This is a genomic window from Kribbella sp. NPDC050459 (assembly GCF_040655315.1).
Taxonomy (GTDB): domain Bacteria; phylum Actinomycetota; class Actinomycetes; order Propionibacteriales; family Kribbellaceae; genus Kribbella.
Map to the genome: position 1 here is coordinate 1 of NZ_JBFAJQ010000001.1, position 18,784 is coordinate 18,784.

The following is an 18,784-nucleotide window of genomic DNA, read 5'->3' on the forward strand; positions in this document are numbered from 1 at the left end:
GTGGAAGCGCCGTAAGGTGTGGAGCTGACTGGTACTAATAGGCCGAGGGCTTGTCACACACACCACACCTAGGGTGTGGAGTGTCCAAAGATTTGTTGGTCGCAAGCCTGCGCTGCAAAGTAACGATGTTCGCGTTCACTGTACGGTTCCCGGAATACGGTCAAACCCAGCAACCAAACCCCACCTGGGGTTTGTGGCTCGAGTGGTTTGATTGATATTTCTATAGAGTTTCGGTGGCCATAGCGTCGGGGAAACACCCAGTCTCCATTCCGAACCTGGAAGTTAAGCCCGCCAGCGCCGATGGTACTGCGACCGGGAGGTCGTGGGAGAGTAGGACGCCGCCGGACATTCACACTGTTAAGGGCCACCCCACACCGGGGTGGCCCTTAACATTTTGCACAGACGGCAGTTGGCCTTTTGCAGTCAGTCGGCTGTGCAGACAGATGGCCGTGCAGGGAGTTGGCCGTGCAGGGAGTTGGCCGTGCAGACACGTGGCTGCGCCGGCACGTGCCGCCGCGGGTATCAGCGCGCGGCATCTGGCTGCAGGTGCATGACCTCTCAGCTCCGCACGCCGGTGAGCCGGCCGCTCGCACACATCCGCTCACGCGCATTCTGCTCGCGCACTGACCAGACACGACACAGCACCCCGGCCCGCCGCGCCACAACCCGCCTGCCGGCACCACGTTCCTGCCTTGTGTAACGGTCGAGCCCGCGCCTCGTACAGGTGCGCTCACGCGCCGACCATGTACGACGCAGCCGCCGTGCCCGTCGCGCCACAACCCGGCAACCCCACGCACCTGCCTCGTACGACGTCGACCCGGCGGCTCGTACGCCTGCGCTCACGCGTCGTCGACGTACAGCGGCCGTGCCCGTCGTCACACAGCACGACGTTCCTACCTCGCCTTCCACGCTCGAGCCAGCGCCTCGTACACACGCGCGCACGCGCCGACCCAGGTACGACGCAGCCGCCGTGCCCGTCGCGCCACAACCCGGCAGCACCACGCACCTGCCTCGTACGACGTCGACCCGGTGCCTCGTACACGCCGCGCACGCGTGGACCCGGTACGCCGCAGCGGCCGCCCCGTCGTCCCCAGCACGACGTTCCTACCTCGCCCCACACCCGAGCCAGCGGCTCGTACGCACGCGCACGCGCTGACCACGTACGCCGCCGCGGGCGTGCCCGTCGCGCCACAACCTGCCAGCACCACGTACCTGCCTCGTACGACGGTCGACCCGGCGGCTCGTACGCCTGCGTTCACGCGTCGACGACGTACGGCGCACAGCGGCCGCGCCTGTCGTTGCCCGTCGTCCATGGCAAGCACGGCAGTGGGACCTTCCTGCTGGCGCATGACCTTCCTGCCTCGGGCGACGGTCTAGCCTGCGGTTCGTACACATGCGCTCGCGGGTCGACCACGCGGCGCCCGTCGTGCTGCAGCGCGGCCGCTGGACCTTGCTGGCTCGCATGGCGTCGAGTTGGCCACTCATACGGATCTGCTCGCGGGCTGCGCGCGGACCCGCGAGCGCAGTTGGCTAGATGCTCCTACGGGCCTGTTCCTTGCGCGGTGGGAGGTTGAATGGCGAGCCTGCTTGGCGGAAGTGCCTGTGTACGGCCCTGTTCATGCACGGCCAGAGCGTCCATGGCGGGCTCGGTATGTCGGCTATGTACGGCGAGGCGCGTCCGGCGGGGTATGCGTGGCGGGGCCTGTCTGTGCGGGGCCCGATCCCGCGTGGCCGGAGCATGGGCGGTCGTAGTAGGCGCGGCTGGAGAACAGGTGCCGTACGGCGAGTCGGCCGGGCATGTGTGGCAGGCGATGGGATCTGCGCGATCCGTTCGCGGGGTGGCTTGGTCGTGTGTGGACGGCGTCGTTCCCGGCGGAATCGGCTGGCGGGGTGAGCGTGGTCGGCGGCGTTGCTGGCCTTCCTGGTCGGAGGGTGGCTGAAGGGTATGTGGGCTGTTCGCGGTGTGCGGTGGCTTTGAGGGGCCGGAGTGTGTACTGCCGGAGTGGGCGCGGTGCGCGGTCGGATCTGCGTGGTCCGTTCGTGCGTGCCGTGGGCGCGTACGGAGGGCGGAGCGCGGCCGGGCTGGCGCGAGTTGTTCCCGGGTGGTGCGGGGGCGCGGTCATCGGCTGGTTGTGATGTGTGGTGGGCTCGGGGTGGTGAGGGGTCTGGGATGCTGTGGGGGTGGAGTATGTGTCCAGGGTGCCGCGGTCGCCGTTGGATGGGGTGATTGACGACCTTTACTACCTGGAGGGGGCGGCGCCGTACGCTCGGTTGACGTTGCCGGCGGCGCCGGTGGGGCTGCTTGTTGTCAATCTTGGGGCGGCGTTTCACGTCCGCGGTGGGGGCGATGTCGCGATGGGCGAGTACGCCGATGGGTGCGTGGTTACCGTGCCTACCCGGGCGTGGGACTTCGGGTACCCGCCGCAGACGCGGTCTGTCGGGGTGCATTTCAAGCCTTGGGGGCTGGCGCCGTTTCTGGCGATGCCTGCGGCCGAGCTGTGTGATCGGCCGGTGACGGTGGAACAGGTTTGGGGGCGGTCCGCGGTTGCTGAGCTGCGAGACCGGCTGGTCGCGGCGGGGCGACCGGACGAGATGTTGACGGTGCTCGAAGAGGAGTTGATGCGGCGGTTTTGCGAGACCGCCGGCCTGGGGCTGGTTCGCCATACGAGCAACGTGATCGCGGCGACCGGCGGGGCGGGGGCTGTTGGCGGTCTGAGTGAGGCAGTTGGTGTCAGTAGTACTCATCTGGCGCAGCGGTTCAAGGAAGTCATCGGGGTCACGCCGAAGCGGCTGGCCCGCACCCACCGCTTCGCGGCCGCGGTGCTGTCGATCAACCCCGCCGAACCGATCGACTGGAGCGATCTCGCCGCCGGCGCGGGCTACTTCGACCAGGCCCACTTCGGTCACGAGTTTCAGGCATTCACCGGGCTCACGCCGACCCGGTACATCGAAGTCCGGTGGCAGTTCCTGCGCGAACATCCCGGCCACACGCTGGACGGCTGGCCGCTTCCGGCCGATTGATTTCTTACAAGAGCGACGGCTCGCGAGACGCTAGTTTGGGCGGCACCCCACAGCGGAGGAGGGCCCGATGGGCAAGGTGGTCATGTATGCCTCGGTATCGGTCGACGGTTTCATAGCCGACGAGAACGACCAGCCCGGCCCGCTGTTCGACTGGTTGCTCAGCGGTGACGTGCCGTTGGACGACGGCGGTGTCGTGAAGGTGTCGCAGGCGTCCTACGACTACGTCCGGCCGTACTGGGACCAGATCGGGGTGACAGTCGCCGGTCGCCACGTGTTCGACATAACGGACGGCTGGGACGGGAAGCCTCCGAGCGGGATCGACCATGTGGTGGTCGTGACGCACCGGCCGGCGCCCGAGGGCTGGGACCCCAACGCGCCGTTCCACTTTGTCGACGGCGTCGAGGCGGCCGTGGCCAAGGCTCAAGAGCTTGCGGGTGAGCGCATCGTCGAGGTCGCCGCCGGTGAGGTCGGTGGCCAGGCGCTTGCCGCCGGTCTGGTCGACGAGGTGCGCATGGACGTCGTACCCGTGGTGTTCGGGTCCGGCAAGCGCTACTTCGGGTCGGTCCAGGGGCAGCACCTGTTGGAGGATCCTGAGGCGATGATTCAGGGCAGCCGGGTGCTTCACCTGCGCTATCCGGTACGCCACTGACCGGCCGCGCCGGCCCGAAAGGCCAAGATCGCCCGCGGGGTCCTTGGAGGGTTCGGACGCTGCGGGTGCTCGCAGGGGACGACTGCACGTGCTGTTCGCAGCGGCTCGGGTCGACCGCCGAGATCATGAAGTACTCGTGGATCGAGTCGGCCGAGGCCGCGGAGCTCGCCGGGAAGGCGGTCGGCGCCGGGGCGAAGCGGGTCTGTCTGGTGGCGAGTGGCCGTGGTCCGGGCGACCGGGACATGCGGCGGGTGGAGAGCACGATCGGTGCGATCAAGGCCGAGCCTCCGCAGGTAGAGGTCTGCGTGTGCGTCGGGCTGCTGAAGGACGGGCAGGCCGAGCGGCTGCCGCGACGCCAGCGCGTACAGCCACAACCTGAACACGAGCGAGGAGCGGTACGGCGAGATCTGTACGACGCACACCTTTGCGGACCGGGTGGACACGGTACGGCGGGCGGCGCGTGGCGGACTGTCGCCGTGTTCGGGCGCGATCCTCGGGATGGGCGAGACGGACGAGGAGATCGTCGATCTGGCGTTCGCGCTCCGGCAGCTGGATCCGGACTCGGTGCCGGTGAACTTCCTGATCCCGTTCGCGGGGACGCCGCTCGAGGGGCGCTGGGAGCTGACGCCGGATCGGTGCCTGCGGATCCTGGCGCGGTTCTGCTTCCCCGACGTCGAGGTCCGGCTGGCGGGTGGGCGGGAGATTCATCTGCGCGGGATGCAGGTGCTGGCGTTGCATGTGGCGAACTCGATCTTCCTGGGTCTGGAGGAGTCGATGTTGCCCGCAGCACGGCACGATCTGGTGACGTTGCGACATCGTGGCGCGGGCAGTCCCGCTGCGGCCGAATAGGCTCTGCAGATGGCTGGGATGGTGTTGATCGTGGGATTGCCGGGCGCAGGCAAGACGTCGTTGGCGCGACGGCTCGAGGAGGAGCGGAAGGCTCTGCGGTTGACGCCGGACGAGTGGATGGACGCGCTGTTCCACACGAACGAGTTCGAAGGGCGGCGCTGGGTGCTGGAGTCCGAGCTGTTCTGGGGCGTCGCGGCGAGGGCGCTGGAGCTCGAGGCGAACGTGATCCTCGACTACGGCTGCTGGTCGAGGGAGGAGCGGGACCTGTTCCGGACCCGGGCGCAGGATCTCGGCGCGAGCGCGGAGATCATCGTCCTCGATCTGCCGTTCGAGGTGCTGTGGGAGCGTCTCGAGCGGCGCAACGCGAATCTGCGCGCCGGGACGTTCGCGATCAACCGGGAGGAACTCACCGAGTGGAGCGGCAGGTTCGAGCTGCCGACAGCCGACGAGCTCAAGAACTGGGACCGGCACCTCGTGGTGACGGAGTAGCTATTCCTCAGGGGCGATGCCGACGAGTGCGGCCGCGGCGCAGATGTGTACCGGCGTCAGGTCGTCGGGGGAGACGGGCGCCTGCAGCAGGGTGCCGCGCTCGTACGGCGTGAGCGTGATGTCGATGCCCGGCGCGCCGGCCACCATGCCGCGCACGTACGTGAGCCAGCCCATCATCGGGATGCCGCGCCGGAACACCCCGGCGGCCGCGGCGAGCTCGGTGTCGGCGATACTCGCCCACTGCGGCTCCCAGATCGTGACGACCGCACGTAGCACCTGGGCGAAACGCTCCGACTGCTGCAACGCGTCCTCGTCGCTCCAGTGCAGCGTGAGCTGATCCGAGACGGTCGTCATCGTGCCGCCCATCGACAGGTCGAACAGCCACGGCAGCTCGCCGGTGCTCTGCAGATGCAACCGGGTCGTGCTCGTACCGTTCGCGAGGACCTTCGTCGTGGCCTCGACCATCTCCTGCAACGGCGTCGAACCGTCGGCCTCGAGGACGTGGTATCCCCAGCGCTCGTCCTGCGTCCAGTTGTGGACGTCGGGGAACGCCACCGCTACCGCGGTCAGGGTGCGGCCGACGCGGAGCGCGCGGTGCTCGACGGACTCGTCACGATGCGGCCATTGGGCGCGCAACAGCCACGATGCCATTCACGCCCTCCGATCGTGAGGCGGCCGACCCGGCGCAGGCGAGGCCGTACCGGATGCTGATGCGGTGCCGAACGGTGACACAGTGCCGGGCGGTGACACAATGCCGGATGCAGGTGACGGTACGCCGCCATACGACCGCTTGACCAGAGCTCCGCCTACTCGGTGTGAGCAGACGCGGCGCCTCTCCGGAACAGTCACCGGAACAGTCTGCTGCACCCCTTGGTGCAGGGGCAGCACCGGGGTCCGATTTTGGTAACCTCACAGCGAAATCTGGACAAGTGTCAAGCTCAGCCCGCCGGAGTCGCCGCCACCAGCGCCCCGAGAGCGCTCGCCTGCGTGCGCCAATCACGCGCTCCGCCGCCCGTCCAGCGTTGACCGAGACGATTCAGCGAGTCCCGGTCGTTCTGCCAGATGGAGTCGGCCTGCCGCTGGGCATAGGTCCGGTACGACGCGTCGCCGGTCGAGTCCGCCAGGTCCATCAGGTACCGCATGAAGATGCCCTTGAACTGTTTCTGGTTGTCGTCGCAGGTGCCGCCGGGGTCGCAGCTCTCCGTGAGAATGCCGCCCGGGCTGAGCGAGGACATGGCCGCGTCCCCGAGCCGACGGGCTGTCGCGAGGAGGGCACTGTCGCCGGTCGCCCGCCAGAGCTCGAGCGCACCGCCGATCGCCAGGCCCTGGTTGTACGTCCACACGGTCTGGCCGTTGTTCGTGCACGCACCGGTGATGCCGTCGTTGACAAGGTTCGACGAGTTGATCATCCCGCTGCCGACGAACCAGTTCCACGCGGTGGTGGCCCGCTGCAACCACACCGTGTCGCCGGCCAGCCGGTTGTGCAGTGCCGCGGTCAGCCGGATGTACAGGCCGTTCGTCACCGCGTTCTTATACGTGCGCTCGCGGTCCCACCAGACTCCGCCGCCGCACGTCCCCGTGTCCCAATAGCCTTCGACGTAGTTGGCGATGGTGACAGCCATGTCCAGATATCGACGGTCGCCGGTCAGGTCGTACGCCTCGATCCACGCGAGGCCCCACCATTCGGTGTCGTCGATCGCGCGACTGATGAAGTTCCCCTCCAAGGCGTCACCGCTCTTCTCGCCCGCCGGAAACACGCCCTTGTCCTTCTCGAACACCTCGTTCACGATCCAGCGCAGATCGGTACGACGGGTGCGCTGCTGGTAATCCATCAGCGCGGTGAACGCCACCGCGGAGTTCCACCAGCTCGACAGCCACCACGCCGTGTGCGGCTGGTACGAGTACATCAACGCGTCGGCCGCCGCGCCGGGCCGATCGGTCGCCGGCCGCGCCCACGCCGTACAGCTGCCGTTCTGGCCTTCGACGGCTCGGCCGCACGCGCGGACCGCGCCGCCGTACAGCTTCGAGAGTGGATCGGCAGTGGCGTAGAGGCGGGTTGCGGTGGACGAGCCGGACGTGACGCTCGTGCGACCGAGTGACGAGCCGCCGGGCCAGGACGCGCCTTCGTTCCACGAGCGATCCAGCCAGATCTCGTCGCCGGCGGCGCCGTTCTCGATCACGCCCCACGCCATCCCGCGATTGTCGATATGCAGCGAGATGCGCCGGTTGGACAGCGTGGTCGACGGCACCGGCTGGTTGTCGCCGGACGGGCCGGTGCTGCCGTCACACGCCGCCGCGCAGACCGCGGTGTGAACCCACGCGGTGCAGTCGACGCCCGCCGCGTCGCCGCAGGCGCGGATCAGGCCGCGCCGATGCCCGGCCGGATCGGCGAGGTTGTACATGAGCGTGCGCGTGCCGGTCCACCCCGACGGGATCGAGGCCTTGCCGAGCAGACCGTCCCAGGTCGCGCCGCCGTCCCAGCTGCGGTCCAGCCAGACCGCGTCGTTGGTCGTCCCGCCGTCGATGCTGCCCCACGCCATCGCGTCCTTGTCGGACGCGTGCAGTACGACGTGACGCCCGTTGATCAGCTTCTCCGGTACGGGGAACGTCTCCTCCTGTGCCTTCGACGGATCGAGTGTGTCGCAGGAGACCGAGCAGACCTGCGCGGCCAGTGGTTGCTGCGCGTCAGCCGGAAGAGCGGGTGTCAGCACGAGGGCAAGTGTCAGCAGGATGCGCATAGTCAGCCTCCGAGTCCGGGCTGGTCGGCCCACGTCGTGTCGGCGTCGTACGAGCCGCCGCCGTCCCACGCGTTCGCGCCGCCGACGGTGGCGATGTAGACCAGCTCGCTCGCGTGCCGGACGTAGTACGTCGGGTAGTTGATCGACTGCAGTGACACATTGCCTGCACCGCCGGCGCGTGGAGGCTGCGCACAGAACGTGGCGTCCTTGCGGAAGGTGTCCGTCCCGTCGTTCGACGCCTTCTGCAGCCGGTAGTTGCTGTGCCGGAGGTACTGGCCGGGGAAGTTGACCGACTCGAGCGAGTAGCAACTGCTCTCGGCCAGACCGGCGCGGATCACGAAGCTCGCGTCCTGCCGGTCCGTGAGCGACGAGCCGGCGGTGATCACGTCGGTCCGCGCCAGCCCGTCGCGGTGCCGGAGTACGCGATCGGTGTACCCGGCCGTCGTCACACGGAACGTGCGGGCCTGGCCGACCGCGAGGTCCGCGCCGCTGCGCCACCAGGCGGGGACGAGATTCCAAGTCGCGTCGTCGCGGTACGAGCCGCCGGTGTCGGTGTCCAGCCAGACCTCGGCGTTGCGGTGGCGAAGGTAGTACCCGGGCCGGGCGGCCGACTCCAGCGACGTACCGCCGCCGCTCAGGCCAGGGCGCGTGCAGAACGTGGCGTCGGCTGCGACGGGATTGGCTTCCTTGTAGATCCGCAGATCGCGCTGGCGCAGGTACTGGCCAGGATAGTTACGCGACTCGAAGGAGTAGCAGCTGCTGTTGGACAGTCCGGGCCGGACCCAGAAGGTCGCGTCCTGCTTGAGCGTCTGGTTGCTGCCGGCATCGACCACCTCGGTGTTCGCCACGCCGTCGATGTGCCTCAGATAGCGGTTCGTGTACGTCGGGGTGGTGACCCGGAACGAGACCAGCTTGCCGAGCGGAAGCGTCGTGCCGTTGGCGGCGGCAAACACCTGCTGGTTGACCGCCCGCACGCGCGCGAAGTCCATCTTCCGCACCTGGCGGTCGTAGGTGTAGAACCCGTTGATCTCGTCCTCGACGTCGGTCGGCTCGGTGTAGACCGAACCGGACAGACCCGATCCGGTGATCAGGTCCGGCAGCTGGCTCATGATCTGCACGTACCTGGTGGTCAGCGCGTCGCTCGTGGGCAGCATCTCGTACGCGAAGCTGTTGCCGCTCGGCCACTCGTGCCCGGCCACGTGCAGGCCGAGCCCGCCGTACTCACCGAGCTGCAGGACGCGCGTCGTCGACGGTGCTCGCGCGACGCCCGGCCCGACGTACAGGTGGTCGTCGATGATGTCGCCGTTGCCGGGATCCGGATCGGAGTCGCAGCAGTTCGAGCCGGAGTTGTGGTTGACCAGGCGGCTCGGGTCGAGGCTCTTCACGAGGTCGGCGATCCGCCCGGCCTGGAACTCGCCCCAGCCTTCGTTGAACGGGATCCACTGCACGATCGACGTGATCTGCTTGTGGTTGTCGACCATCCGCCGCAGCTCGGACTCGTACCGTGCCTCGCCGATCGTCGAGGCGTTGCGGCCGGCAACCAGGGACGGCATGTCCTGCCACACCATCAGCCCGAGCTTGTCCGCCCAGTAGAACCAGCGGGCCGACTCGACCTTGATGTGCTTGCGGACCATGTTGAAGCCGAGCGCCTTCTGCTGCTCGAGGTCGAACCGCAAGGCCTCGTCGGTCGGCGCGGTGTAGAGACCATCCGGCCAGAACCCCTGGTCGAGCGTGCCGAGCGCGTAGACGAACTTGCCGTTGAGCGTCGGCCGCAGGAAGCCGCCGAGCATCGCCTTGCTGACGGAGCGCATCCCGAAATACCCGCCGACGGAGTCGTTGCCCATCGTCACGCGCAGGTCGTACAGGAACGGGTCGTCGGGCGACCACAGGCGCGCGTTCGGTACGGCGATCCGGAACTGCGTGCCGCTGACGCCGTCGGCCTCGCCCACGACTTGACCGCCGGACAGCACCTGCGCGTGGACGGATTGTCCTGGCGAGGAGCCTTGCACGGTGAGATCCAGGCCGCCCGCCGCGACGTTCGGGATCGTGTCGAGCCGGGTGATCCAGGTGGATTGCGTCGGCTCCAGCCAGACGGTCTGCCAGATCCCCGACGACGGCGTGTACCAGATGCCGCCGCGGTTCACGCGTTGCTTCCCGAGCGGGATGTCCTCGGTGTCGACCGGTGCCCAGACGCCGACGACGATGTCGTTGCTGCCGGCCCGCAACGCCGACGTGATGTCGTACGAGAACGCGTCGTACCCGCCCTCGTGGGTGCCGAGCAGCATGCCGTTCACCCAGACCTTCGACTGCCACATCACCGCACCGAAGTTGAGCTGCACGTGGCGTCCCGACCAGCTCGCCGGGACGGTGAAGGTGCGCTTGTAGTGCATCCGGTTCTCGTGGCGCTGGATCCCGGACAGCGCCGACTCGACGGGGTAGGGGACCAGCACCTCTTCGGGCAGCGTCCCGGTCGGCGGATTGTTCAGATCGCTGGTCGGTGCGAACTGCCAGACGCCGTTGAGGCTCTGCCACTCGGTCCGCGTCAGCTGCGGGCGCGGGTACTCCGGGAGCGGGTCGCTCACTGACACCTGATTGGTCCACGGTGTCGTCAACGGCGGCGGCTTCGGGGCGAACGCGCTCGCGGTGAGCGGTGTCAGGAGCACGGCGATGAGGCCGAGCAGCAGCGTGAGCAGGCGGAGTCGCGGCAGCATGTGGATCTCCCTGGGGCGGTAGGAAGAGAGCGCTCTCACCTGGTGAGTATGCGGACCCACGACCCGAGGTCAAGGCCTCGGGTGATTGTTTCTGTCGGAAATTGTCGGACTACGTGAGCGTCGGCGAGGCCAGTTCGAGGGTCGGCGTCGAACCGCGGTACGACGTCATCCACTCGCGGAGCAGCTCGACGCGGGCCGCGTTGTCCTCGTTGCCCTTCACCACCGGCGCCTGGTTGTACGGCATGGTGTCCGAGCTGCGTCGGAGCTTCACGTACAGCCGGGAGGAGGCGAGCGCGTACCGCTCCATGTCGTCCTGGAGCGCGCCGATGACGGTGATGTTCCGGTCGCGGCCGATCTGCTCGAACAGCGCCACCGCCTCGCGCCGGTGCTGCGAGCCGAGGTTGCGGCCGAGCTCGTCGAGGATCAGCAGCAGCGGACGGTCCGAACCGCCGGCGAGCGCGGCCGCGCACACCAGCTTCACCGCCTTCTCGTCCATCTGGGCGGTGTTGCCCTTGACGTTGAACGCGGAGAACGGGCCGCCCTCGGACCGGCGCCACTTCGGCGTGACGGTCCAGCGCCACGGCTTGTCCGGCTCGGCCGGCGGATCGGGCTCGGGGAACTCGAGCTTCGCGCCGTACCCGCCGTACTGCTGGTCGAGGCGGTCGAACTCCTGCGACACCAGGCGGAGCCGCGCCTTGATGCCGTCGGCAAGGGACGCGCGGTGTGCGCGGGCCGTGCTCTCGGCCTCGCCGAGGCCTTCGCGGGCGCGCTCGAGCGCTGCGTTCCGCTCGGCGCGCTGGCTGGCGATCTGCTGTTGCTGCAGGCTGTCGAACGTCTCGTGCTGGGCGAGATGGCTGCTCAGCGTCCGGTGCAGCGCCGGGACCAGGCCGACGCGGTCGCCGAGCGTGCCGTTCGTCCAGCCGTCCGGGCCGTTGAGGATCTCCCACAGCTCGGTGGGGATCTCCTCGCGGGAGCGGGCGTTCGGGAAGCAGCGGCGGATGACGTCGTCGAGCTGCGTGCAGGCCTGGTGGTTCCAGTCGGCGGTCGTGCGGCGTTGCGCGTCGTCGGCCAGCCCGAGCAGGAACTCCTCCGCTTCGGCGGGCGTCCCGCCCCACGCCGTGGTCCGGGTGGTGAGGTCGAGCGCGGTCTGCTCCTCGCGGAGCGCGAGCCGGCGGGCGGTGAACTCGTCGAGGATCCGGTCCTGGTCGCGGCGGGTCGCCTCGAGGTTCTTCAGCCGCTCGTCGCGGACGAGCTGCTGGCCGGCGGCGGTCTCGGCGGACTCCTTCGCCGCCTGCAGTTGCGGTGCGAGCGAGTCACGATCGGTCTCGTGCCGGTCGACGGTCTCGCGCAGCGCGAGGATCTGCTCCTGCACCGCTTCCGCGTCGGCGAGCGCGCGGGCGGCCGCCGTACGGCGCTCTGCCTGCTCGACCCGGGCCCGGGCCTGCTCGAGCGCCGCGGAGGCTGCGGCGCGGGCCTCGACCGCGGTCTCGACGCGGCGCCGGGCCGCCTCGATCCGCGCGGTCCGGCCGGTGATCGGCTCGTCGAACTGCCCGACGGCGACGACACCGGCGACGTCGTCGATGTGGTCCTTGGTCGCGCGGTCGCCGATCGCGGCGAAGAACGCGTCCAGCACGAATCGCTTGTCCGCGGACTTCGGTCCGCGTTTCCCGGACGGCTTCGCCTCGGGCCGGTTCGCCAGCACCAGCACGAATCCGGCATACCCGGCGTCGGCCAGTGCAGTCGATGCGACCTGCGCGTCGGCGGCGTCGATGACGACTGCCTCGCGGTACGGCGCCAGGCGCGGCTCCCACTCGGCGCGGTCGGACGCCGGCAGCTCGGTGATGTCGGTCAGCGCGCCGCACTCGATCCCCGCGTTCTCCAGGACCTGTTGCTGCGGCGCCGACACCGTCTGACCGCTCTCGGCTTCGCGGAGATCGGCCGTCGCGTGCTCGACCGCGACGCGTGCCGCGTGGTCGCGGCCGATGTGCTCCTCGAGGATCTCGCGGGCCTCGGCCTGCTCCTCGCCGGCCGCGGCCAGGTCGCGGCCGTCCGCCGAACGACCCGCCTCCAGCAGCCGCCGATGCTCCTGGCCGAGACGCTCCAGCTGCTCCCGCACCGAACGCTGCGCCAGGTCGAGCTCCCGGTCGCGGGCGTCGAGCTTGTCCCGCTCCTGGCGGGTCAGCTGGACGTCGCGGAGCAGGCCCTCCTCGTTGCCGAAGGCATCGATTTCGGCGTCGACCGCTTCCTGCCGGGCCTCCTGCTCGGCGACCCGCTCGTCCAGAACCGCCAACTCCTGCAGGATTTCGTCGTTGCGCGCCGAGCCGTCGATCAGGTGTCGCGCCGAGCGCGCCTGCCAGGACTCCTTCGCCGCGGCGAGTGCTTCGCGGGCGGCGGCGCGCTGCAGGATGCCCGCCTCGACGGTCGCCATCTCCTGCTCCCAGCGCTGCAGGTCGGCGGTCGCCTGCTTGGTCGCCTCACGCTGGGTGTGCTCGGCGGAGCGGTGCGCCTGCTCCTGCTCGAGCTCGTGATCGAGCCCGGTGAGCGTCGCGATGGCGTTGAAGATACGGGCCGGGCCGAGCTCGTTGAGCGGCTCGGCGAGCAGATTCGCCGTGGGGCTGGAGCGGACCGACGTCGACAGGAACGAGACGCAGCGCACCTGTCCGCCGTACAGCACCTGGGAGAGCTTGTTGGCGTGGAAGTCGGTGCGGCCGTTCGAGTGCGGGAGGGCGGCCCACAGCGCGTCGGCGCCGGCGGCACGCTCCGCCTCGGTCGCGCCGTACGGGATGTGCAGGCCTTGTTTCCAGCGCAGGTCGATGTACGACGCCTTGCGGTTGATGCGGATCCAGATCGTGACGGCGGCCGCCTCGATCTCGTCGAGGTCGGTCAGGTCCGGGTCGGAGAAGACGCCGACGATGTAGCCGCGGTCGACGTTCGACCAGTTGCCTTCCTGGCCGGCCGCCTCCGCGGTGAACAGCAGCTCGGCCGCGCCCGGAGCACCGCTGGTGAGGCGCCACTGGTCGTCGGCGTGCAGCAGGCTGAGCGCGGCGATCCACGACGACTTGCCGGCGCCGTTGGAGTCGGTCGGGCCCTGACCGGCGACGGTGATCAGGCCGCGGCCGATCATCGGGATGGGGTGCGTCGACAGGCGCGACAGGTCGACGACCTGGACCCCCAGCAGCACCTTCGACCCCAAGATGTCGAACGGCCCGTCCTCACCAGCGGCGGCGCTCATGCATCATCTCCCGTTGTAGTGCTGACTTCTGCTGGGACGCCGTTGCGGGCACGGATGGCTTCGGCGATCGGGCTGGCCGGTGCGGCGGCCAGGATCAGTTGGTCCTGGAGGCGGCGGCGGGCCGCTGGTGTCAGGCGCTGCAGCTGCGGTCCTGGGATGTACGCCGGGCCGCCGGAGTGATCGCCGGACAGCTGGATCAGGCCCGCGGCGCGCAACCGTTGCAGGGCGAGGCGCCGCTCCTCGCCGCTGATCCTGCTGGTGCGCAGCTCGTCGACCGTGGTCGGTCGCGCGGACTTCCAGCTGTCGCCGGTCAGGATGCCTTCGCTGCGCGGGATCGCGACGGAGTGGACCAGCACGAGCACCAGCACCGCGCGGTCGACGACGGACAACGGCTGCCAGCCCTGTGCGGCCAGGCCGGCCGCGATGTCGTCGTCGTACCCGGCGGTCCAATGGGTGCCGTCGACGTGGACGAGGGTGCGGCCGATGAGCTTCAGCATGCGCTGCACCTGGCGGCGCAACGTGACGTCACGCAGCCCGGCGAGCTGGACTTCGGCGACCGGGTGCGCCGCATACTGCACCGCACTGAACGCGGCGAGCACCTCGTCACGGGAGCGATCACTGAGATCCTGCAGCAACGAATCGAACAACGCATGCTGCTCAGTCACCCGACACCTCCGATTCCTGGCCGGCGTCGGTCTGTGCCGGGGCGGGATCCGGGAGGGACTCGGCGGGCGGGGGTGTGGTGGGTGCGTGGGGGGAGAGGACTGCCGGTGCTGGGTCTGGGAGGTGACGGCAGAGGTCTCGGAGGGTTGCCAGGTCGGCGGGGGTCCAGGTGATGACGCGGGGGCCGAGGCGGACCTCGCCGGCCTTGTCGTTCCAGAGCAGCCAGTGGGTGGCGTGCAGGCGGCGGAGGCTACCGATGATCAGGGTGAGGTCGCTCGACTGCTCGGGGCGGCCGCGCATCCCGGCGTACACGGCGCGGATCTGCGCGAGCGTGCCGGTGTCACCTGGCCAGGCGGGCGCGCTGCGATCGGTCCAGCAGCAGGCGACACAGATCGCGAGGATGCGGGCCGTCTCGTTCGGCTGCTCGACGGCGACCGGGGGAGCGCCGAGCTCCTCGAGCACACCGTGCCCAGCACCCGACGGCAGCGTCGGTACCAGCCAGACCGTCGACCCGTCCGGCGAGGCCGCGCGGGTGAGGCCCGCGACGGCAGGCGTGTCCGGATCCACCTCGAGCGGACCTGCCGACTGCACCTTCGCCCACCACAGCGCGTTGTACAGCCGCCGCTCGACGGCTTCGCTGCTCAACGGGACACCCTCCGGAACACGCCCTCGGTGGCCCAGGGAGTGCCGGCGGCCGGGTCGATGCGCATGCCGTCGGACCAGACGAGCTCGTAGTCGAGCTCGTCGTGCAGGTGCGCCGCGGTCAGCTCGGCGAGCACCCGGCGGGCGGTGATCCAGTCGCCCGCCTCGTCGATGACCTCGACGATGTCGACGGACGGACGGCCGGCGAGCACTCGCTCCGCCTCGGCCCGGAGGTCCTCGCGGTCGGTTGCGGCCGCGGACTCCGGTGCGTCCGCGTCCGCGGTCGGGCGCGGCGGCGCCATCCGTGCGCTGCCGCTGCGGCGGCCAGTCTCCACCGCCTCGACCATCGTCTGCGCGGAGAAGTCCGGCGCCGCGGCGTCGAACAACAACCCGTCGAGCACGGCGGCCAGCACATCGGGCTCGCTGCCGCGGGTGAACGTCAGCCAGGTCTCGATGGGCAGCAGGCCGAGCGCCCGCGTCGTGCCGGCTCGCTCGACGAGGCGGCCGGCGGCGAGTTGCACGGCGTCGGCATACGCCGCCAGGGCCATGCGCAGCGAGGTGCAGTCCCGATGCAGCGACGGCCAGCGGTCCAGGACCAGCCGGTGCACCTTCTCCGCCTGCTCGATCAGTCGCTCGTTGCCCCAGGCGAGCTGAGCGTTCTCCCGGAGCTGGGCGGTGGTGCTGGTCGAGACCAGGATCGCGAGCTCGTTGCCGAGCAGGCGGAAGACCTTGGTCAGCCGGCCGATGGAGGCCTGGCCGTCGGCCGCGGTCGCCTGCGGGTCGCTGACGCTGTGCGCCTCGAGGGTGAGCAGCTGGTGCAGCTCGGCCTGGCCGCCCTGGACCGACATCCGGCGCAGGAACATCAGCATCACGTACGGCGCGAAGGCGGCGCGGTGGCGCAACTCGTTCGGCCGGTCGACGAGTTTGGTGATCGCGCCGTACTGCCGGAGGAGGTCGAAGCGGCGGACGATCACCTCGTGCGGATACGCCCGGCAGGCGAGGGTGGCCTGCTCCACGGTCAGCCCGTCGCTGCCGGCCTCGGCGAACGCGTCGAGGATCGCCTGGTCCACGTCGAGCAGGTCCGGGTCGACGATCATCGCGCCGGCCTCACGGGCGAGCACGGCGAACACCTGACGGTAGACCCGCAGCACAGCCGCCTCGGCCTCGGCGTCGAGCAGTGTCGCGTCCATCCGCACTCCCTCCCGTGTGATAGCGCGGCTATCAGAGAAAAGGACTCTAACCACCAGCACCGACAGACCAAAACTCACCCGCCAGCGGCCTGTGGAAAACCGGATGACGGCGGATCCGCGGCTGCCTACCATCCGATACGTGATGAGAATCCTTGGCTGACGCGGTCGGGAAGGCCGCGTCAGTACCACGGCACCCGCGGGTGTCGCCCCGCCGGAGCGGACCGTCGTGTCCCCGGCGCGCTTGCTGATTCTCTCCGTTCGGAGCTTGCACATGACTGTGCACAACGCGCGTTCCATCGGCGCGCAACACCCCCGTGTCCGTGACCTGCTCACGCTGCGCAAGGACGGTTCACCCGGCCGGATCATGGTCGAAGGCACCTGGGAACACGACCGCCTGCTGACCACGACCGCCACCATCGAGACCTTCTTCTGGTGCCCGGAGGCCGGGGCCACCGACGTCGACCGGATCGCCGGGCGCGCCACCGAGGTGTACCGCATCTCGGAGAAGCTGCTCACCCGCCTGTCCCGCAAGACCCGCTCGGACGGCCTGATCTCGATCGCGCGGCTTCCGCAGTGGCGGCCGCAGACGTTCCGGTTCACCAGCCGGTCGCTGGTCCTGGTGGCCGACGGGGTCGAGTACGCCGGCAACCTCGGCACCCTGATCCGTACGGCGGACGCCGCCAACGCGGACTGCCTCGTCCTCACCAGCCGCCGCGCACGCCCCACGCATCCGGCCGTGTACTCGGCGAGCCGCGGCACCGTCCTCTCGACGCCGATCGTCGAGTTCGACGACATCCCGGCCGCGGCCGCCTGGCTGCGCAGCCACCGGTTCCGCGTGCACCTCGCGGACCCGGCCGCGACCGGCACCTACCGGGTCCCGCGGTACGACGGCCCGACCGCGTTCGTCGTCGGCTCGGAAGGGTCGGGCCTGTCGCGGGCGTGGCACGACGAGGGGTTCGACGCGGTGTCGATCCCGATGCTCGGCCGGGCGGACTCACTGAACGTCGCGTTGTCGGCGGGGATCCTGCTGTTCGAAGCGCGGGCCCGGAAGGAAGGCTGGTGACGTATTGGGCACAATGGCATCGCCGTCGAAGCCGAAGACCAGGAGTGTGCCGTGCCGTTCGAGCCAGGTGAGGTCGTCGCCCCGTCCGATCCGCGTATCGTCCTCGAGGGACAGTGGGGACACCAGCCCGGCGTCGCGATCACGGTCAACTCCGGGTCGCGGATCTCGTTCTCGTACGCCGGTGAGCGGCTGCAGCTGCTGTTCGACACCGACGGGCTGACGGTCGCGCCGCACCTGTGGATCACGGTCGACGACGGCGAGCCCCGGCTGCACGTGATCGAGGAGCCGGTCGTCGAGGTCGAGGCGCCCGACGGCCGGCACCGGGTCGAGGTCGTGGTCAAGGACGTGAACGAGCACGTCAACCGGTGGAACCCGCCGTTCGAGTGTGCGGTCGTGTTCGCCGGTCTGGTGCTGGACGTGAAGTCGCGGCTGCGGCTCAGCGGCCGGCCGGGCGGCCCGCGGCTGGAGTTCTACGGCGACTCGATCACGCAGGGCGTGCGGTCGCTGAGCGAGCACCCGGAGTCGGAGGGCGCCGACGGTACGACGTCGTACGCGTATCTCACCGCGCGGGCGTTCGGCGCCACGGCGTACCAGGTCGGGTTCGGCAGCCAGGGGATCAGCAAGCCGGGCAACGGCGAGGTGCCCGCCGGGGTCGATTCGTTCGGGTGGAACTTCGCCGGCTCGCCGGCCGAGCGGGTCGAGCCGTCCGACGTGATCGTGGTCAACCTCGGCGTGAACGACCCGACGCTGGAGATCGAGGAGTACGCGGACTACGTACGCCGGGTGCGCGCGGCGTACCCGTCGGCGACGATCGTGGCGCTCACCCCGTTCAGCGGGAAGCACGCGGAGACGATCCAGGCCGCGGTGAAGACGGTCGACGACCCGAACCTGGTCTGTGTCGACTCCACCGGCTGGATCACCGAGGACGACTGCACTGACCTCGTCCACCCCACGGTCGCCGGCCACGCGAAGATCGCCGGCCACCTGGTCACGGCCCTCGAAGAACACACGCCCCTCCGCCGCCCCGCCTAGCCTCCCGAGGGGGTTGGTGTCCCGGGACGGGAACTGGTCTCCGGAGACCTGAAATAACAGGTATCAACCCACGAGTTCTGGTCCCAGCCCACCAGTTGTGGTCTCAGCCCACCAAGGCCGGGACAGGGGCGAGGGGGTGTGGGGCACGATGGTGGGATGGGTACGAGGTTCGGGGGTGTGGACGAGTACATCGCGTCGTTCCCGGCCGACGTGCGGGCGGCGCTGGAGGAGGTACGGCGCACCGTTCACGCGGCGGTGCCTGGTGCTGGGGAGAAGATCAGCTACCAGATCCCGACGATCACCGTCGACGGCAAGGCGCTGCTCTACTTCAGCGGCTGGAAGGCGCACATCGCGATCTACCCGATCCCGCCGGTCGACGACGACCTGAGCGCAGCCCTCGATCCGTACCGCTCCGGCAAGGGCACGCTGAAGTTCCCGCTTGCCAAGCCCATCCCGTACAACCTCATCTCCCGCCTCGCCAAGGCCTTCGTCCAGGCGCGGTAGA

General features: G+C 69.5%; 14 protein-coding genes and 1 rRNA gene. 8 read left to right on the forward strand and 7 right to left on the reverse strand.

Annotated features, from left to right (window positions below):
* Positions 1–229: 229 nt before the first annotated feature.
* From rrf to AB0I12_RS00025, 5 genes are all read left to right on the forward strand, one after another.
* A 5S ribosomal RNA gene (gene rrf / locus AB0I12_RS00005) occupies positions 230–347 on the forward strand.
* Between the two features lie 1,834 nt (positions 348–2,181).
* Complete coding sequence (locus tag AB0I12_RS00010; protein WP_359922197.1) at positions 2,182–3,021, forward strand: helix-turn-helix domain-containing protein; 840 nt, start codon at positions 2,182–2,184, stop codon at positions 3,019–3,021.
* Between the two features lie 67 nt (positions 3,022–3,088).
* On the forward strand, positions 3,089–3,670 hold the full coding sequence (locus AB0I12_RS00015; RefSeq protein WP_359922200.1) for a dihydrofolate reductase family protein: 582 nt from the start codon (positions 3,089–3,091) through the stop codon (positions 3,668–3,670).
* 405 nt (positions 3,671–4,075) lie between these two features.
* Entirely contained in the window at positions 4,076–4,519 is a 444-nt protein-coding gene (locus AB0I12_RS00020; protein ID WP_359925091.1) for a hypothetical protein, read from the forward strand.
* 9 nt (positions 4,520–4,528) lie between these two features.
* Complete coding sequence (locus AB0I12_RS00025) at positions 4,529–5,008, forward strand: AAA family ATPase (RefSeq protein WP_359922203.1); 480 nt, start codon at positions 4,529–4,531, stop codon at positions 5,006–5,008.
* On the opposite strand, the gene AB0I12_RS00030 is transcribed toward AB0I12_RS00025, so the two are convergent.
* The 7 genes from AB0I12_RS00030 to AB0I12_RS00060 form a co-directional block, all read right to left on the reverse strand.
* Positions 5,009–5,659 (reverse strand): hypothetical protein, encoded by a 651-nt coding sequence (locus AB0I12_RS00030; protein WP_359922206.1) that lies wholly within the window; start codon positions 5,657–5,659, stop codon positions 5,009–5,011.
* Between the two features lie 287 nt (positions 5,660–5,946).
* Positions 5,947–7,746: a glycoside hydrolase family 76 protein gene (locus AB0I12_RS00035; RefSeq protein ID WP_359922208.1), complete on the reverse strand. Its 1,800-nt coding sequence runs from the start codon at positions 7,744–7,746 to the stop codon at positions 5,947–5,949.
* 2 nt (positions 7,747–7,748) lie between these two features.
* Positions 7,749–10,457, reverse strand: coding sequence for an AbfB domain-containing protein (locus tag AB0I12_RS00040; RefSeq protein WP_359922210.1), 2,709 nt, complete (start codon positions 10,455–10,457; stop codon positions 7,749–7,751).
* Between the two features lie 109 nt (positions 10,458–10,566).
* On the reverse strand, positions 10,567–13,689 hold the full coding sequence (locus AB0I12_RS00045; RefSeq protein ID WP_359922212.1) for a chromosome segregation ATPase: 3,123 nt from the start codon (positions 13,687–13,689) through the stop codon (positions 10,567–10,569).
* Entirely contained in the window at positions 13,686–14,354 is a 669-nt protein-coding gene (locus AB0I12_RS00050) for a hypothetical protein (RefSeq protein WP_359922215.1), read from the reverse strand. Before AB0I12_RS00050 ends, AB0I12_RS00045 begins: the two co-directional genes overlap by 4 nt.
* Positions 14,347–14,997 carry a hypothetical protein gene (locus AB0I12_RS00055; RefSeq protein ID WP_359922218.1) on the reverse strand — a complete coding sequence of 217 codons (651 nt, stop codon included), beginning with the start codon at positions 14,995–14,997 and terminating at the stop codon, positions 14,347–14,349. Before AB0I12_RS00055 ends, AB0I12_RS00050 begins: the two co-directional genes overlap by 8 nt.
* Positions 14,994–16,184: a hypothetical protein gene (locus AB0I12_RS00060; protein ID WP_359922221.1), complete on the reverse strand. Its 1,191-nt coding sequence runs from the start codon at positions 16,182–16,184 to the stop codon at positions 14,994–14,996. The genes AB0I12_RS00055 and AB0I12_RS00060 overlap by 4 nt, the downstream gene beginning before the upstream one ends.
* A 271-nt stretch (positions 16,185–16,455) precedes the next feature.
* Between AB0I12_RS00060 and AB0I12_RS00065 the strand changes: the two genes are divergently transcribed.
* The 3 genes from AB0I12_RS00065 to AB0I12_RS00075 all read left to right on the forward strand — a co-directional run bounded on the left by AB0I12_RS00065 (position 16,456) and on the right by AB0I12_RS00075 (position 18,783).
* The gene (locus tag AB0I12_RS00065) at positions 16,456–17,247 is read left to right on the forward strand and encodes an RNA methyltransferase (RefSeq protein WP_359922224.1); all 792 of its coding nucleotides are present in this window, start codon (positions 16,456–16,458) and stop codon (positions 17,245–17,247) included.
* Between the two features lie 51 nt (positions 17,248–17,298).
* Positions 17,299–18,279 (forward strand): GDSL-type esterase/lipase family protein, encoded by a 981-nt coding sequence (locus tag AB0I12_RS00070; protein WP_359922226.1) that lies wholly within the window; start codon positions 17,299–17,301, stop codon positions 18,277–18,279.
* A gap of 156 nt (positions 18,280–18,435) precedes the next feature.
* Positions 18,436–18,783, forward strand: a complete 348-nt coding sequence (locus tag AB0I12_RS00075; protein ID WP_359922229.1) for a DUF1801 domain-containing protein — start codon at positions 18,436–18,438, stop codon at positions 18,781–18,783.
* The last annotated feature ends 1 nt before the right edge of the window (position 18,784 follow it).

What these genes read in the sequence shown, in the direction of transcription:
- AB0I12_RS00015 (WP_359922200.1), top strand. Translation starts at nt 3,089, where the DNA reads ATGGGCAAGGTGGTCATGTATGCCTCGGTATCGGTCGACGGTTTCATA.
- AB0I12_RS00025 (WP_359922203.1), top strand. Translation starts at nt 4,529, where the DNA reads ATGGCTGGGATGGTGTTGATCGTGGGATTGCCGGGCGCAGGCAAGACG.
- AB0I12_RS00030 (WP_359922206.1), bottom strand. Translation starts at nt 5,659, where the DNA reads ATGGCATCGTGGCTGTTGCGCGCCCAATGGCCGCATCGTGACGAGTCC.
- AB0I12_RS00035 (WP_359922208.1), bottom strand. Translation starts at nt 7,746, where the DNA reads ATGCGCATCCTGCTGACACTTGCCCTCGTGCTGACACCCGCTCTTCCG.
- AB0I12_RS00040 (WP_359922210.1), bottom strand. Translation starts at nt 10,457, where the DNA reads ATGCTGCCGCGACTCCGCCTGCTCACGCTGCTGCTCGGCCTCATCGCC.
- AB0I12_RS00045 (WP_359922212.1), bottom strand. Translation starts at nt 13,689, where the DNA reads ATGAGCGCCGCCGCTGGTGAGGACGGGCCGTTCGACATCTTGGGGTCG.
- AB0I12_RS00060 (WP_359922221.1), bottom strand. Translation starts at nt 16,184, where the DNA reads ATGGACGCGACACTGCTCGACGCCGAGGCCGAGGCGGCTGTGCTGCGG.
- AB0I12_RS00065 (WP_359922224.1), top strand. Translation starts at nt 16,456, where the DNA reads ATGACTGTGCACAACGCGCGTTCCATCGGCGCGCAACACCCCCGTGTC.
- AB0I12_RS00075 (WP_359922229.1), top strand. Translation starts at nt 18,436, where the DNA reads ATGGGTACGAGGTTCGGGGGTGTGGACGAGTACATCGCGTCGTTCCCG.